Raw genomic sequence first — 14,246 nt, 5'->3', positions numbered from 1 at the left:
CCCTGCCGGTCAGTCCGCGCCCAGTCGCAACCGGCTGGGCAGTCGCTTCTCCATCGCGAACTTCAGGAGCGCCGCGCAGCGGAAGATGCCGTGCGCGAACTTGCCGTAGGGCAGCGTGAGAAAGAGCGCCATCACCACGCCCAGGTGAACCGCCAGCAGCAGCGCCATGAAGCGCGTGTCGCGCCACGCGAGCAGGGCCAGGCCCGTGAGGCTCGTGAGCAACAGCAGCGCGATGAAGCCGCGGTCCATCGGCCGCTGCGCCACGTCGCCGTGCGCGGCATGGCGCCGCAGGTTGAGCCACAGCAGGCCGACGGGGCCGATCACGAGGCCGATGCCGCCCGTGGTGCCCAGCAGCACGGGCGCACTCGTGAGCGCATAGGGCGCGTGCAGGTCGAACAGGTAGTGGTAGAGCGTTGCCACGCAGGTGGAGGCGAAGCACAGCATGAAGCCGTAGAAGGTGAAGTGATGGAAGCGCCGGCGCCAGAGCGTGAAGCGGTCGTCGGCGTTGTTGCAGCCTTCGCCATGGCCGCCATCGAGATACTTCAGGCGCAGCGCGTCGTGCGCGGCTTCGGCGCTCGCTGCGCGGCGCACACCCGGCAGGTCGGGCGCGTTGCCGGGATCGTTCGCGGGCGAGACCTCGCGCCAGAAGCGGCGCGTGCCCATGGCCAGCGCGAACATCACGAACAGGAACACCGCGCCGAACACCAGCGCGAGGAAGTTATGCGGAAAGATCGCGTAGAAGTTGCCCGCGAGCGGCGCGTGCACGAGCGAACCCGACATCGCCACGGCCAGCACGAGGAACAGCGCGAGCCCGCCCGCCAGTGCCAATGCGACGGTGAGCCCGGCCCGCTTGTAGAGCGCGCCCATCGCGGGCGGCCAGGCGTAGTCGTGGTAGGTCTGCAGGCGCACCTGCGCCATCGCCTGCGGCACGTTCACGGCGAATTCGTGCGGCGGTGCGTACTGGCAGGCATGCAGGCAGGCGCCGCAGTTGTGGCACAGGTTGGCGAGGTAGTGCGTGTCGGCCTTGCCGAACTCGAGCCGGCGCGTCATGGCGGGGAACACGGCGCAGAAGCCCTCGCAGTAGCGGCAGGCGTTGCAGATCTGCAGGATGCGCGCGACTTCGCCTTCGGAGGCGGTCAACGGCAGGGCGGGCTGGATCGGGATGACGCGCGACGGGTTGCTGCCGATGCCATCGGCATCCGCACGGGCGCGTGCGACGAGGTCAGTGAGCTGCTGCAAGGGCGGCCTCCGGGGAATTCTTCGAAATGTTCTTGGCGGCCTTCGCTGCCTGCGTGCCGGCGATGCGGCCGAAGGCCGTGCCGATGCTCATGCCCACGCCGGCCGTGTAGCCCTTGCCAAGAACGTTGCCGGCCATCATTTCGCCGGCCACGAAGAGGTTGGGGCTCGGCCGTCCGCCGAAGCGCACGGCGGCGGTCTCGTCCACCTTCAGGCCGAGGTAGGTGAAGGTGATGCCGGGGCGCAGCGGATACGCATGGAAGGGCGCCGTGTTGATGGGGCGCGCCCAGTGCGTCTTGGCGGGCGCGAGGCCTTCGGTGTGGCAGTCGTCCAGCGCGGTGTGATCGAAGCGGCCGACGCGGCAGGCGGCGTTGTAGTCCTGCACGGTGCGTACGAAGGTGGCTTCGTCCAGCCCGATCTTCTGTGCCAGCTCGCCGAGCGAGCCGGCCTGCGTGCCGGGAAACACCGGCGGCATGAAGCGCCCGACCGCTTGCTGGTCGATGACCGACCACGCGATCTGCCCCGGCTGCTGCGCCACGAGCCGGCCCCAGATCGCATAGCGCTTGGGCCAGAAGTCCTCGCCCTCGTCGTAGAAGCGCTGCGCCTCGCGGTTCACCACCACGCCGAGCGACACGCAGTCGATGCGCGTGCAGATGCCGCCGTCGTACAGCGGTGCGCGCGCGTCGATGGCCACCATGTGGCCCTGCGACGGATCGCCGATGGGGTCGGCGCCCGCGGCGATTATGTGTTTCAGCAGCACGCCCTGGTTGAAGCGCGTGCCGCGGATGAGGAAGTTGTCGGCCGGCCATTCGCCGCGCTCGTTCCGGCCCCACGCTTCGCGCAGCCATTCGCGGTTCGATTCGAAGCCGCCCGAGGCCAGCACGCAGCTCTTCGCCGCGATGCGCTCGCCAGTCTCGGTGCGCACGGCCACGAAGCGCTCGCCGTCGAGTTCGACCGAAGCGACGGGCGTGTCGTAGCGGACCTGCACGCCGAGCGCTTCGGCGCTGCGGTAGTAGGCGTTGACGAGCGCCTTGCCGCCGCCCATGAAGAAGGCGTTGGTGCGCGCCACATGCAGTGCACCCGACAGCGGCGGCTGGAAGCGCACGCCGTGGCGGCGCATCCAGTCGCGGCAGTTCGACGAGGCGCGGATCACGAGGCGCGCGAGGCGCTCGTCGGTGAGGCCGCCGGTCACCTTCAAGAGGTCTTGCCAGTACTCCTCTTCAGGGTAGGCCTCGACCAGCACGTCCTGCGGCGCGTCGTGCATGCAGCGCAGGTTGCGGGTGTGCTGCGAATTGCCGCCGCGCCACTCCTTGGGCGAGGCTTCCAGCAGCAGCACCGAAGCGCCGGCCTCGCGCGCCATCAGCGCGGCGCACAGCGCGGCATTGCCGCCACCGACAACCAGTACGTCTATCACTCGTGGGTCTCCTTGGAATGCAGGAGACTTTAGGCAGCGCGGCCTTCACGCGAAAGACCGATCGAGGCAACAGGTGTTCAGCTTTCGAGAAGACTTGCACCGGCCCAGCGGCCTTCGCTGACCAGTGTGCGCGCCGTTTCGGCCACCACCACGCGCGCGGCCAGCGCGGCGGGCGAGAGCTCGTCGTCCGACAGGCTCACGAGCAGGTTGCGGCGCCCCACGTGCGCGTCCGAAATCTGCGTGAGCTCGAGGTCGTCGCGGTCGTGCCGCGCGGTGGCGGCGCCGGGCTGGATGGTGGCGCCGTGGCCGGCACGCACCGCATCCATCAGCAGCGCCAGGCCGTCGACCTCGGCCACGATGCGCGGCGCCACGCGCGCCCGCGCAAAGGCCGCCATCAGCGTGGCGCGCAGGCCGTGGCTGCCGCTGGGCAGGATCAGCGGCACCTCGGCCAGCTGCGACAGGCGCACCTTCTTGCCCGTGGGGCGCGGCGTGAGTGCGGGCGACGCGATCACGAAGAGCTTTTCGGCCAGCAGCGGCGACACGCTCCAGCGCCGTGGCGTGTCGGTCTGGAACAGCACGGCCAGGTCGAGCTGGCGCGCGTGCAGCATGGTCGTGAGGTGGCCCGACAGCGCCTCGACCATGTGCAGCCGCACCTCGGGGTAGCGCGCCTGCATGGCCTGCATCAGCGGCACGCCCAGCACGGTGGCGGTGGTGGGCGCCAGGCCCACGCTCACATGGCCCGACAGGCGTGCCTGCTGCGCCGCGCGCACGGCATCGTCGGCGTGGCGCAAGGTGAGCTGCGCCTGGTGCAGGAAGGCCAGGCCGGCGTCGGTGGGCATGACGCCGGTCGAGTGGCGGCGCAGCAGCCGGGTCGAGAGTTCGCTTTCGAGCCGGCTGATCTGCTGGCTCAGCGCCGAGGTGACCACCCCCAGCTCCACCGCTGCGCGGCCCATGCTGCGCAGTTCGCAGACCTTGACGAAGTAGCGCAGTTGTCGCAGTTCCATCCGCGCATCATGGCGCAGCCACGGCGGCGGGCTGGCCGCGCCGCAGCAACAGCCATCCGAACAGTGGGGCGGTGATGTACATCACGACCGAGTAGATGGCGGCCGGCAGCGCGAGCGGAAAGCTCCCCAGCACGCTCACCGCGATGAAGATGGCCAGCGTGGAGTTGTGGATGCCGATCTCGTAGCTGATGGCGGTGGCCAGCGGCTTGTCCAGGCCGGCGGCGCGGCTCAGGTAGTAGCCGGCCAGCAGGCTCACGAGGTTGAACAGCAGCACCGGCACGCCGATCTCGGCAAAGGTGGTGGTGATGTTCTTCCACTCGTTGGCAATGGCGAGCACCGTGACCACCGCGAGCACCACGGCGCTGAAGATCTTGGTCGGCTTTTCCATGCGCGCCGCGAAGCCGGGCTTTCGCGACGCGACCACCATGCCGATCGCCACCGGCACCAGCACGATGGCGATCACCTCGACCAGCTTGCGCGTCTGCAGCGGCACCACCTGGCCGCTCTGCGCGAAGTGGCCGATGGCCCAGTTGGCGATGAGCGGTAGCGTGACGATCGACAGCAGCGTGTTCACGGCCGTGAGCGAGATGTTCATCGCCACGTTGCCGCCGAACAGGTGCGAGAACAGGTTGGCCGAGATGCCGCCCGGCGAGGCCGCCAGCAGCATGAGCCCGATGGCGAACACCGGCGACAGGCCGAAGCCCACGATGATCGCGTAGCAGGCCAGCGGCAGGCCGATGACCTGCAGCACGAGCGCGATGGTGACGGCCTTCGGGTGCTTGAACAGACGCCGGAAGTCCTCGAGCGAGAGCGACAGCCCCAGCCCGAACATCACGAGCGCGAGCGCGCCGAACAGGAACCGGGTCACGATGAGCGTGGTGTCCATGCGGTGGTGTCTCCTCTTGGGTTCTTCTGCTTAAAAAAATGGCTGCCGGCACCCGTCGCGCGGGCGCTGGCAGCCGTGGAAACCGGGATCGACGTCTGTCTTATTGTTTGTAGCTGTCGTCGATGCGGTCGAGTTTGCGGATCAGCGAAGGCCAGACGAACATGCCGCCCAGGCCGCCGCTTTGCACCTTCATGGCCTGGCCCACGCCGTCGATGATCCTCGGGTCCACGTGCGTGAGTTCACCGCCGCCGGCCTGCGCGGCGATCTGGATCTGGCAGGTGTTCTCGAAGGTGTACATCGAAAGGAAGGCGTCGGCAATGGTCTTGCCGCAGGTCAGCAGGCCGTGGTTGCGCAGCATGAGGAAGTTGGCATGGCCCATGTCGGCCTGCAGGCGCGGCTTCTCGTCGTCGCGGAAGGCCACGCCTTCGTAGTCGTGGTAGGCCAGCGAGGCCAGCACGAAGGTCGACTGCTGGCTGATGGGCAGCACGCCGTTCTTCTGCGCGCTCACGGCGATGCCGGCCCGGGTGTGGGTGTGCAGCACGCACTGGATGTCCTCGCGCGCGGCATGCACGGCGCTGTGGATCACGAAGCCGGCCGGGTTCACGGGGTAGGGTGAATCGATGATCTTGTTGCACTGCTGGTCGACCTTGACCAGGCTCGAGGCCGTGATCTCGTCGAACATCAGGCCATAGGGGTTGATCAGGAAGTGGTGCTCGGGGCCGGGCACGCGCGCGCTGATGTGCGTGAAGACGAGGTCGCTCCAGCCGTACAGCGCCACCAGGCGGTAGCAGGCGGCGAGGTCGACGCGCAGCTGCCATTCTTCGGCGGAGACGAGCTTCTGGATTTCGGAGGCGGAGGTGGCGTTCATGGGGGGGTGTCCTTTGTCTTGATCAAGCGGTGGTCGGCTCTTGCAGCACCGTCTTGTAGACGCTCTGCTTGGGCTGCGCCATCAGGCGGCGCAGCATGGGTTCGAACTCGCTGATGGGCAGGGTCTCGGCCTTGGGGTCGAAGGCCGGGTTGTCGTAGAGCGCGCAGAACTCGGCCGTGCGCTCGTAGTGCGGGTGGTCCTTGAAGGTGTCGCGCATGTCGCGGTCCAGCCCGATGTGGTGGAAGAAGTAATGGCCCTGGAAGATGCCGTGGTTCTGCACCATCCAGTGGTTGGCCTCGCTCACGAAGGGCTTGAGGATGGCCGCGGCGATGTCGGGGTGGTTGAAGCTGCCCAGCGTGTCGCCGATGTCGTGCAGCAGCGCGCACACCACGTACTCCTCGTCGCGGCCGTCGCGCAGCGCGCGCGTGGCGGTCTGCAGCGAGTGCGTGTAGCGGTCGACCGGAAAGCCGCCGTAGTCGCCTTCGAGGATCTGCAGGTGCTTGATCACGCGCGCGGGCAGGCCGCCCGCGAACTGCATGAACTCGCCGCCGATCAGTTGCCAGTCTTCGCGCGTGCTGTCCTGCATGCGCTTGAAACTTGCCCGTGCGTTCATCGTGTGGGGTCTCCGTTCTTGGGGATGGCGGCCACTGTAGACCTGCGCTTGACCTTCAACTGTCAAGAATTTGACAATGCGAGGTTCTGGTAAACCCGCCTCCGGGCGCCTTTCTCTTCCCTTTTCCCCCATGGCCACCTCGACCAAGCCGCGCCTGTCGGCCGCGCACCGCGCCGCGCTCGACGGCAACCCGTGGTTCACCAGCATGCCGCGCGCGCAGCGCGACGCGCTGCTGGGCGCGGCCGAGCTGCTGCATGTGCGGCGCGGCACCATGGTGTTCCGCCAGGGCGACCCGATCCATGCGGCGGGCGGCGGCTTCTACGGGCTGGTGGCGGGCACGATCAAGATCTCGTCGCTGCGCCAGGACGGGCGCGAGGCCATCCTGGCGGTGCTGGAGCCGGGCAACTGGTTCGGCGAGATCACGCTCATCGACGGCTCGCCGCGCACGCACGACGCCACCGCGCTCGAAGCGCTCGACCTGCTGGTGGTGCCGCCCGAGGCCTTCGTGCGGCAGATGCGCGACGTGGTGTTTTCCAACGCCATCGCCGCCATGCTGGCCGCGCGCGTGCGCATGCTCTACGGCCTGGCCGAAGACGCGACCTTGCGCAGCCTGCGCGCGCGCGTGGCGCACCGGCTGCTGGTGCTGGCGCGCGGCGACGCCACGCAGTCGGTGCACCTGCGGCACGAGCTCATGCTGTCGCAGGAGGCGCTGGCCATGATGCTCGGCGTGACGCGCCAGACGCTGTCCAAGGAGCTCAATGCGCTGGCCACCGAGGGCGTGGTGTCGCTGGGCTACGGGCGCATCGAACTGCTGTCGCTCGAGGCACTGCAGGGGTTGGTGCGCACGGGCTGAGGGTCTTGTCACAGCGCGGGCAGGGCGCAGGCGTATAAGACTTTCCCGGCCCGTCATTCCGGCGGCCCGGTGTCTTATTTCTTCACTGGAAGGTGGCGAATCATGAGCAACAACAAACCGACGGTCGTCCTGGTCCATGGTTTCTGGGGTGGTGCGGCGCACTGGCACAACGTCATCGTGGAACTGCTGCGCAAGGGCCACACGGCCATCCGCGCGGTCGAGCTGCCGCTGACCTCGCTGGCCGACGACGCCGAACGCACGCGCAAGATGGTGGCGCAGGTGCAGGGGCCGGTGCTGCTGGTCGGCCACTCGTACGGCGGCGCGGTGATCACGCAGGCCGGCGACCTGCCCAACGTGGTGGGGCTGGTCTACATCGCCGCCTTCGCACCCGACGCGGGCGAAAGCCCCGGCGGCATCACGCAGGAGCATCCGCCCGTGGCCGTGCCCAACCTGGCACCCGACAGCGACGGCTACCTGTGGGTGATACCCGAGAAATACCACGAGAGCTTCTGCCAGGACCTGAGCGCCGAAGAAGGCCTGGTGATGGGCCTCACGCAGAAGGCGCCGCTGGCCAGCACCTTCGGCGACACCATCACGGCGCCGGCCTGGAAGAAGAAGCCGTCGTGGTACCAGATCTCGAGCGAGGACCGCATGATCTCGCCGGTGAACCAGGAGCGCATGTCGGCGCGCCTGGGCGCGAAGAAGGTCATCACGCTGGCGGCCAGCCACGCCTCGCTGGCCTCGCAGCCGCAGGCCGTGGCAGCGCTCATCGACGAAGCCGCGAGCGCTGCCTGAGGCCGGCTACGCGCAGCGCTCGGTGCGCTGCGCAGCCGTCGGGCGGGCCCGCCAGCCGAGGAACGCCACGGCGCAGGCCGCTGCAATCACGATCGCCACGGCCACGCCCATCACCGAGAAGAAGGCCTGGTCGAAGGCCGTGTGCGCGAGCGCCACGAGCTGCGAGGCGATGGGCGCGGGCAGCGTTTCGGCGGCCAGCAGCGCGGCATCGATGCTGTCGCTGGCCGAAGCCGGTACGGCCAGGCCGTCTGGAATGACCAGCGCGGCGGTGTAGCTCGCCGAGAGCACGCTGCCCAGCAGCGCGATGCCCAGCACGCCGCCGAGTTCGTACGACACCTCTTCGATCGACGCCGCCATGCCGGCGTGTTCGACGGGCGCGTTGTTCATGACCGCGTTGGACGCTGCCGTGATGGTCGCGCCCACGCCCAGCCCCAGCAGCACGAGGATGGCCGGCTTGAGCAGGCCTGCGGCATCGACCGCCAGTGCCAGCGCGCACAGCGCCAGCGCCGTGGTCACGAGGCCGCCCAGGATGACGGGGCGCGAGCCGATGCGCGCCAGCAGCAGGCCCGCGAGCGGCCCCGCCACGAAGGCGGCCAGCGGCAGCGGCAGCAGGGTGAGGGCCGCCTGCAGCGGCGTGAGGCCGACCACCAGCTGCAGCCGCTGGCTGAACACCAGCTCGACACCGATCAGCGCCACCGAGGCCACGATGGCCGCGATCACACCGCCTGAGAAGTACGCGTTGCGGAACAGGCGGAAGTCGATCAGCGGCGCGCTGCTGCGCCGCTGGCGCCGCACGAAGAGGGCCATGGCCACCGCGGCGAGCACACCGGTGATGGCGGCCGTTGTGGCCGAGGGCGCGAACTTGGTGAGCTCCTTGATGGTCAGCACCAGGAAGACCAGCCCCGCGAGCACCTGCACCGAGCCGATGAAGTCCCACGGGCGCGTGCCGGTGTTCTTCTGCGTCGGCAGCAGCCACAGGGCCAGCACCAGGGCGAGCACCACCACGGGCACGTTGATGAGGAACACCGAACCCCACCAGAAGTATTCGAGCAGCACGCCGCCCACGACCGGCCCGAGCGCCGCGCCGCCCGAGGCCACCGAAGCCCACACGCCGATGGCCACGGCGCGCTCACGCTCGTGGGTGAACACCAGCCGCAGGATCGCCAGCGTGGCCGGCATCATCATCGACGCGCCCACGCCCAAGAGGGCCCGCGCGGCGATGAGGACGGCCGGGTTCGGCGCGTAAGCCGCGCACAGCGAGGCCACGCCGAACACGGCCAGGCCCGCGACGAACATGCGCCGGTAGCCCACGCGGTCGCCCAGCGCGCCCATGCCCAGCAGGAAGCCGGAGACGACCACGGTGTACGCGTTGAGGATCCAGAGCTTCTCGGTGGCCGAGGCGGCCAGGTCGTGCGTGAGCGTGGGCAGCGCCGTGTAGAGCACGGTCATGTCGACCACGATCAGCAGCAGCGCCATCGAGACGATGCCGAGCGTGATCCATTTCTTGGCGGTGGGGTTCAAGCCGTTCATGGCGTGGCCCTCCGGTCGTGCGGCTGTGCGGTGGTGCCGTCCAGTTCCTTGAGCATCGTCACCGAGACCGTCTCGCAGCCGCGGGCGTGGAAGAAGTCGTGCGCGCGTGCGTTGCCGATGCCGCTTTCGAGAAAGAGGCGCTGGATGCCGTGGCGCTGCAGTTCGGCGCAGACCCAGTCGAAGAGCCGACCGCCCAGGCCCAGGCCCTGGAAGCGCGCGTCGACGACGAGGTCGTCGAGCGTCGCGAAGCTGCGCGCGGCGCGGCGGGTGTCGTCGATCGAGACCAGCGCGAAGCCGGCCAGAGCGCCGTCGGTTCGCGCGACGGCCACGCGGGCGTTGGCCGTGGCCGGGTCCAGTGCCAGGGTCTCGCGCACTTGCGCCATGAAGACGGCGGGCAGGTCGGCGCGCCATTCGCCGGGGGCCACGGCGCGCTGCTCCTGCAGTTCCGAGTGGGAGATGTAGGAAGGGGAAAGTTGCTGCAGGAACAGGGCGGTCAACGCCTGCGCCTGGGAAGGATCGCTGCACCAGCTCAGTTCGAACGCCGGTGTCGTCTTGTTGTTTGCATTCGTCATGGCGCCATGTTGCGCCATTAAAATGAATGAATAAAGATGAAATCCATCTGATAAATAGATGAGTAGGTGGCCGAAATGGAATGGACCGTCGACCAATTGCGCCAGTTCGTGACGACCGCCGAGTGCGGCTCGTTCTCGGCCGCGGCGCGCCACCTGGGCAAGGCCCAGTCGGCCGTGAGCACCGCCATCGGGCTGCTCGAAGTCGACCTCGGCGTGGCCCTGTTCGACCGCTCGCGCCGCAACGCGCAGCTGTCGGACGCAGGCCGGGTGCTGCTGCTCGAAGCGCGCGAGCTGCTGCGGCAGGCCGAGCAGCTCGACCAGCGTGCCCGCTCGCTGCACGAAGGCGACGAGGCCGCGCTGTCGCTGGCGCTGGACGAAGCCCTGCCGTACACCGCCATCGGCACGCTGATGCGCGAGCTCTCGGTGAAGTTTCCGAGCCTCGAACTCACGCTCTTGAATGGCACCGCGACCGAGGTGGCCGACTACGTCGAGCAGGAGCGCGCCAGCGTGGCCTTTCATTTCGACCGCGGCCCGGTGCGCGCGAGCTTCGACCAGCGCCACATCGGCAGCGTGCGCCAGGGCGTGTTCGTGGCCAGCGACCATCCGCTGGCCGACGGCCGCACGGTGCGGCGCCAGGACCTGGCGCGGCAACGCCAGCTGCTGATGCACGCGGACGACGTGCACGAGGTGGCCTACAGCCCGCGCGTGTGGCGTTCCGACAGCTTCTACAGCACGGCCGAGATGGTGGCCGACAACCTGGGCTGGGCCGTGCTGCCCATCAACATCGCGCGCTACGAGGGCTTCAGCAAGGCGCTGAAGGAAGTGCCGTGCCCGTCACTGGCCTTGCCGCGGCTGTCGGTGCGCATGCTGTGGCTGCAGGGGCGCCCGCTCGGCGCGACGGCGCTGTATGTGCAGCAGCGCTTCACCGAGCTGCTGCGCGACAGCGCCGTGTGAGGCGCGTCAGCGGAGCACGCGGCCGTCGGCGGAGATGCTGATGAGGTCGATGCTGCGCACGTTGTCGCGCAGGCCGGGGCGCAGGTTGATGCGGAAGCCGCCGACGTCGTAGTCGGTCATCGCCGTCATCGTGCGCTGCAGGGCCGCGGTGTTGAAGCCGCGGCCCGCGCGGCGCACGGCCTCGCCCGCGGCCTTGGCGGCGATGAAGCCCTCGAGCCCTTCGTACGACGCGGTCTGGTCGGAGTTGTCGACCGCCGCGAGGTACTCCTTGACGATCGGAATGGCCGAGGGGCGCGGCGAGGGCACCACCTGCGAGATCACGATGCCGCCGATGTCCTTGCCCAGCTCGGCGTAGAGCGGGTCGATGCCGACGATCGAGAAGGCCATGAAGTTGCCCGTGTAGCCGCTCTTGCGCAGCTTGCGGATGGCGCTGGCCGTGGTGCCCGAGAGCGACACCAGCACGATGGCCTGGGGCGTCTGCTGCTGCACGGTCTTCAATGCGGCGTCGAGCTTGTCGGCGCCCGCGGGCACCAGTGCGCTCGCGACCAGCGGCGGCAGCTTGAGTTCGGTGACGGCCTGCTGCACGGCGGCCAGGCCGGCGCGGCCCATGGCGTCGTCGTCGCCCACCAGCGCGATGCGCTGTTGCCCCACGGTGGCGCACTGGCGCACGATCTTGAGGGCCTCATCGATCATGCCGGGGCGCACATGGAACACGTTCGGATGCTCGGGGCCGCGCAGCGTGTCGGAGGCGGCGAAGGGCGCAAAGAGCAGGCTGCCCTGCTGCGTGGCGACCTTGGCGCCGGCCTCGCTGCTGGCGGTGCCGACAAAGCCGAACAGCATGTCGGCCTTGTTCGCGCCCAGCAGCGTGCGCGCGTTGGTGGTGGCGCGCGCGGCGTCGTAGCCGTCGTCGAGCTGCAGCAGCTTCAGCTGCAGGCCGGTGGCGGCGTTGCGCGTGTTGAAGTCGCTCACGGCGAGCCGGCTGCCGGCCGCGAAGGCGTTGCCGATCTCGTTGGCGCTGCCGGTGAGCGGCACCGACTGGCCGAGCAGGACGACGCGGGCCCCGGCGGCGGCCGGGCGTGGCGTCTGTGCCAGCAAGGGACGGGTGATGCCGAGGCCGCTTCCCAGAAGCAGCATTGCGGAGGCTTTTCCCAGCCATGTCCTGCGAGACGCGTTCATTGGCTACCTTTTGCTAACAATAGTAAAAAAGTGTAGCAATTTCGAGGCCAGGGCGGAAGGCGCGGGTGCTCCAGAATTGCCCTGATGAAAACAACTGTGTCCTGGGTTCTGGGAGGGATGTGCGTGGCGCTCGCCGGTTGCGTCGTGCCGCCCCCATCGAAGGTGGTGGAAAAGGCGCTGCCCGCGCCGGAGGTCTTCGTGCCCGTGGCGGCGCCGCAGCCGCCGCAACCGATGATCGAGCCGCCGCCCCTGCCGCCGCCATCGACGATCGAGCCGCCACCGCTGCCACTGGCGGGGCCGCCGATGGCCTTGCCGCCGGGGCCGACCCTCATGGCGGCGCCGCGCGCCGATCCGCGGGCCGCGGCGGACGCGGTCGTGACGGAGCCGGTGATCCGCCAGCGCCGCTATCCCAGCTACCCGTCGGCGCTGGTGGAAGAGGGCGTCGAGGGCCTGGTGGTCACGGCCTTCTTCGTCGGCGTGGACGGCAAGCCCGAAGACATCCGCGTCGAACGCTCGCCGCACCCGCTGCTGTCGCAGGCGGCGACCGATTCGCTCAAGGGATGGCACTTCGACCCGGCGCGTACCGCGGACGGGCGTGCGGTGCGCGCCCGCATGCGGCTGCCGTTCCGCTTCAAGCTCGTCGAGTGAGCGGGGGAAGGTGACGCGCGCTCAGGCGCGTTTTTCGAACACCAGGTCCCACACGCCGTGGCCCAGCTTGAGGCCGCGGTTCTCGAACTTGGTGAGCGGGCGGTACGCCGGCTTGGGCGCGTAGCCGGTGTCCGGCGCGGTGTTGCGCAGCAGCGGCTCGGCGCCCAGCACTTCGAGCATCTGCTCGGCGTAGGGCTGCCAGTCGGTGGCGCAATGGATGTAGCCGCCGGGGCGCAGGTGCTGCGCCAGCTTGGTCACGAACTCGGGCTGGATCAGGCGGCGCTTGTTGTGGCGCTTCTTGTGCCACGGGTCGGGAAAGAACACGTGCACGCCGGCCAGCGTGCCGGGCTGCAGCATGTGGTCGATCACGTCGACCGCGTCGTGCGCGCAGATGCGGATGTTCGAGATCGACTGCTCGCCGATGCGCTTGAGCAGCGCGCCCACGCCGGGCTCGTGCACCTCGCAGCACAGGAAGTTGGTCTCGGGCAGCACCGTGGCGATGTGGGCCGTGGCCTCGCCCATGCCGAAGCCGATCTCCAGCACCGTCGGGCCCACGCGGCCGCCGAAGGCTGCCGTGAGGTCGAGCCGCTCGGGCGTGTAGGGCACGAGGAACAGCGGGCCCAGCTCGGCGAAGGCGCGGGCCTGGCCGTCGGTGGTGCGGCCGGCGCGCTTCACGAAGCTCTTGAGGCGGCGGTGCAGCGGATGCGGCTTGCCGTCGGTGGCGTCGTCTTCGGGGGATGCGGGCAGGTCGTCGCCGGGCGGGAGGTCGTTGGACACGGTGTCGGGAATGTTCATGAGGGCCGCGAATTGTAGAGATCGCGCCATTCGGGCACCCAGCCGGCCAAGGCGGCGGTGCAGTGGCCGGCGGCCGTGGGGCGCAGGCCGAGCGCGCGCGCGGCGGTGTCGAGCGCGGCCAGCGCGGCCTGCGGCGTGGCGGTGTCGATGGCCGTGGCGCCGTTCTGCTTGGAGAGCTTGTCGCCGTCGGCGCCGCGCACCAGCGGCGTGTGCAGGTAGCTCGGCGTGGGCAGGCCGAGCGCCTGCTGCAGCAGGATCTGGCGCGCCGTGTTGTCGGCCAGGTCTTCGCCGCGCACCACGTCGGTCACGCCCTGTTCGGCGTCGTCGACCACCACGGCCAGCTGGTAGGCCCAGGGGCCGTCGGCGCGGCGCAGCACGAAGTCGCCGACCTCGCGCTGCACGTCCTGCTGCTGCGGGCCGAGGCGGCGGTCGTGCCAGTGCAGGTCGCCGGCCGGCATGTGGTGCGCGGCAAAGCGCCAGGCGCGTGCGGGTTTGCCGTGCAGGCCGTCGCGGCAGGTGCCGGGGTAGACGCGCTCGCCATGGCGCTCGTGCGCATGGCCGAGCCGGGCCAGGGCCTGGTCGATGTCCTTGCGCGAGCAGCCGCAGGGGTAGGTGAGGCCGCGCGCCTGCAGCGCGGCCAGCGCCGCCTCGTAGTGCGCGGTGCGCTGCGTCTGCCACTTGGGCGGCTCGTCGGGGAGCAGCGCGCAGTCGGCGAGCTGCCGCAGGATGTGCTCGCCCATGCCGGGCAGGCAGCGCTCGGTGTCGGCGTCCTCGATGCGGACCAGCCAGCGCGCCTGGTCGCCGCGCGCACGCACGTCGAGCCAGCTCGCGAGCGCGGCCACCAGCGAGCCGGCGTGCAGCGGGCCGGTGGGCGAGGGGGCGAAGCGGCCGGTGGCCCGCAT

The 14,246-nt window shown here is 69.7% G+C and carries 15 protein-coding genes; 4 read left to right on the top strand and 11 right to left on the bottom strand.

Going from position 1 to position 14,246, the window contains the following annotated elements; translation table 11 throughout:
- Positions 1 to 9 precede the first annotated feature (9 nt).
- The 6 genes from tcuB to AC1RAD_RS15260 form a co-directional block, all read right to left on the bottom strand.
- Entirely contained in the window at positions 10 to 1,239 is a 1,230-nt protein-coding gene (tcuB, locus tag AC1RAD_RS15285) for a tricarballylate utilization 4Fe-4S protein TcuB (RefSeq protein ID WP_492735690.1), read from the bottom strand.
- Positions 1,223 to 2,650, bottom strand: coding sequence for an FAD-dependent tricarballylate dehydrogenase TcuA (gene tcuA / locus AC1RAD_RS15280; protein ID WP_492735688.1), 1,428 nt, complete (start codon positions 2,648 to 2,650; stop codon positions 1,223 to 1,225). Before tcuA ends, tcuB begins: the two co-directional genes overlap by 17 nt.
- A gap of 77 nt (positions 2,651 to 2,727) precedes the next feature.
- On the bottom strand, positions 2,728 to 3,654 hold the full coding sequence (locus tag AC1RAD_RS15275) for a LysR family transcriptional regulator (RefSeq protein ID WP_492735686.1): 927 nt from the start codon (positions 3,652 to 3,654) through the stop codon (positions 2,728 to 2,730).
- Between the two features lie 7 nt (positions 3,655 to 3,661).
- Positions 3,662 to 4,540 (bottom strand): bile acid:sodium symporter family protein, encoded by an 879-nt coding sequence (locus AC1RAD_RS15270; protein ID WP_492735684.1) that lies wholly within the window; start codon positions 4,538 to 4,540, stop codon positions 3,662 to 3,664.
- A gap of 100 nt (positions 4,541 to 4,640) precedes the next feature.
- Complete coding sequence (locus AC1RAD_RS15265; RefSeq protein ID WP_070060369.1) at positions 4,641 to 5,408, bottom strand: class II aldolase/adducin family protein; 768 nt, start codon at positions 5,406 to 5,408, stop codon at positions 4,641 to 4,643.
- A 22-nt stretch (positions 5,409 to 5,430) separates the two neighbouring features.
- A complete protein-coding gene (locus AC1RAD_RS15260; RefSeq protein ID WP_390344396.1) occupies positions 5,431 to 6,021 on the bottom strand; it encodes an HD domain-containing protein in 591 nt (196 codons plus the stop codon).
- A gap of 130 nt (positions 6,022 to 6,151) precedes the next feature.
- Here AC1RAD_RS15260 and AC1RAD_RS15255 point away from each other — a divergent pair, with 130 nt between their 5' ends.
- Positions 6,152 to 6,874, top strand: a complete 723-nt coding sequence (locus AC1RAD_RS15255) for a Crp/Fnr family transcriptional regulator (RefSeq protein ID WP_062478356.1) — start codon at positions 6,152 to 6,154, stop codon at positions 6,872 to 6,874.
- 102 nt (positions 6,875 to 6,976) lie between these two features.
- Entirely contained in the window at positions 6,977 to 7,669 is a 693-nt protein-coding gene (locus AC1RAD_RS15250; RefSeq protein ID WP_062478359.1) for an alpha/beta hydrolase, read from the top strand.
- A gap of 6 nt (positions 7,670 to 7,675) precedes the next feature.
- Here the strand turns inward: AC1RAD_RS15250 and AC1RAD_RS15245 are convergent, their stop codons facing one another.
- Positions 7,676 to 9,199 carry an MFS transporter gene (locus AC1RAD_RS15245; protein ID WP_492735681.1) on the bottom strand — a complete coding sequence of 508 codons (1,524 nt, stop codon included), beginning with the start codon at positions 9,197 to 9,199 and terminating at the stop codon, positions 7,676 to 7,678.
- Entirely contained in the window at positions 9,196 to 9,771 is a 576-nt protein-coding gene (locus AC1RAD_RS15240; RefSeq protein WP_492735679.1) for a GNAT family N-acetyltransferase, read from the bottom strand. The genes AC1RAD_RS15245 and AC1RAD_RS15240 overlap by 4 nt, the downstream gene beginning before the upstream one ends.
- A gap of 75 nt (positions 9,772 to 9,846) precedes the next feature.
- Between AC1RAD_RS15240 and AC1RAD_RS15235 the strand changes: the two genes are divergently transcribed.
- Positions 9,847 to 10,725, top strand: coding sequence for a LysR family transcriptional regulator (locus tag AC1RAD_RS15235; protein ID WP_070060373.1), 879 nt, complete (start codon positions 9,847 to 9,849; stop codon positions 10,723 to 10,725).
- A 6-nt stretch (positions 10,726 to 10,731) separates the two neighbouring features.
- Here the strand turns inward: AC1RAD_RS15235 and AC1RAD_RS15230 are convergent, their stop codons facing one another.
- On the bottom strand, positions 10,732 to 11,901 hold the full coding sequence (locus tag AC1RAD_RS15230; RefSeq protein ID WP_492735678.1) for an ABC transporter substrate-binding protein: 1,170 nt from the start codon (positions 11,899 to 11,901) through the stop codon (positions 10,732 to 10,734).
- A gap of 84 nt (positions 11,902 to 11,985) precedes the next feature.
- On the opposite strand from AC1RAD_RS15230, the gene AC1RAD_RS15225 reads away from it, so the two are divergent.
- Positions 11,986 to 12,549, top strand: coding sequence for an energy transducer TonB (locus AC1RAD_RS15225; RefSeq protein ID WP_492735676.1), 564 nt, complete (start codon positions 11,986 to 11,988; stop codon positions 12,547 to 12,549).
- A 21-nt stretch (positions 12,550 to 12,570) separates the two neighbouring features.
- Here AC1RAD_RS15225 and trmB read toward each other — a convergent pair whose 3' ends face one another.
- Together trmB and gluQRS are read right to left on the bottom strand one after the other, a co-directional pair.
- Entirely contained in the window at positions 12,571 to 13,344 is a 774-nt protein-coding gene (gene trmB, locus AC1RAD_RS15220; protein WP_062478378.1) for a tRNA (guanosine(46)-N7)-methyltransferase TrmB, read from the bottom strand.
- Positions 13,341 to 14,246 (bottom strand): tRNA glutamyl-Q(34) synthetase GluQRS, encoded by a 906-nt coding sequence (gluQRS, locus tag AC1RAD_RS15215; RefSeq protein ID WP_492735674.1) that lies wholly within the window; start codon positions 14,244 to 14,246, stop codon positions 13,341 to 13,343. The genes trmB and gluQRS overlap by 4 nt, the downstream gene beginning before the upstream one ends.

The sequence above is a fragment of the Variovorax sp. GW823-FHT04B03 genome (assembly GCF_058796495.1).
Note: the sequence above shows the minus strand (reverse complement) of the source record. Positions and strands in the feature narration are given on the sequence as shown.

Excerpts from the sequence above, each read along its gene's own strand:
- AC1RAD_RS15260 (WP_390344396.1), bottom strand. The coding sequence starts at position 6,021 with ATGAACGCACGGGCAAGTTTCAAGCGCATGCAGGACAGCACGCGCGAA.
- AC1RAD_RS15265 (WP_070060369.1), bottom strand. The coding sequence starts at position 5,408 with ATGAACGCCACCTCCGCCTCCGAAATCCAGAAGCTCGTCTCCGCCGAA.
- trmB (WP_062478378.1), bottom strand. The coding sequence starts at position 13,344 with ATGAACATTCCCGACACCGTGTCCAACGACCTCCCGCCCGGCGACGAC.
- AC1RAD_RS15230 (WP_492735678.1), bottom strand. The coding sequence starts at position 11,901 with ATGAACGCGTCTCGCAGGACATGGCTGGGAAAAGCCTCCGCAATGCTG.
- AC1RAD_RS15275 (WP_492735686.1), bottom strand. The coding sequence starts at position 3,654 with ATGGAACTGCGACAACTGCGCTACTTCGTCAAGGTCTGCGAACTGCGC.
- gluQRS (WP_492735674.1), bottom strand. The coding sequence starts at position 14,246 with ATGCGGGCCACCGGCCGCTTCGCCCCCTCGCCCACCGGCCCGCTGCAC.
- AC1RAD_RS15255 (WP_062478356.1), top strand. The coding sequence starts at position 6,152 with ATGGCCACCTCGACCAAGCCGCGCCTGTCGGCCGCGCACCGCGCCGCG.
- AC1RAD_RS15250 (WP_062478359.1), top strand. The coding sequence starts at position 6,977 with ATGAGCAACAACAAACCGACGGTCGTCCTGGTCCATGGTTTCTGGGGT.
- AC1RAD_RS15240 (WP_492735679.1), bottom strand. The coding sequence starts at position 9,771 with ATGACGAATGCAAACAACAAGACGACACCGGCGTTCGAACTGAGCTGG.
- AC1RAD_RS15225 (WP_492735676.1), top strand. The coding sequence starts at position 11,986 with ATGAAAACAACTGTGTCCTGGGTTCTGGGAGGGATGTGCGTGGCGCTC.
- AC1RAD_RS15245 (WP_492735681.1), bottom strand. The coding sequence starts at position 9,199 with ATGAACGGCTTGAACCCCACCGCCAAGAAATGGATCACGCTCGGCATC.
- AC1RAD_RS15235 (WP_070060373.1), top strand. The coding sequence starts at position 9,847 with ATGGAATGGACCGTCGACCAATTGCGCCAGTTCGTGACGACCGCCGAG.
- AC1RAD_RS15270 (WP_492735684.1), bottom strand. The coding sequence starts at position 4,540 with ATGGACACCACGCTCATCGTGACCCGGTTCCTGTTCGGCGCGCTCGCG.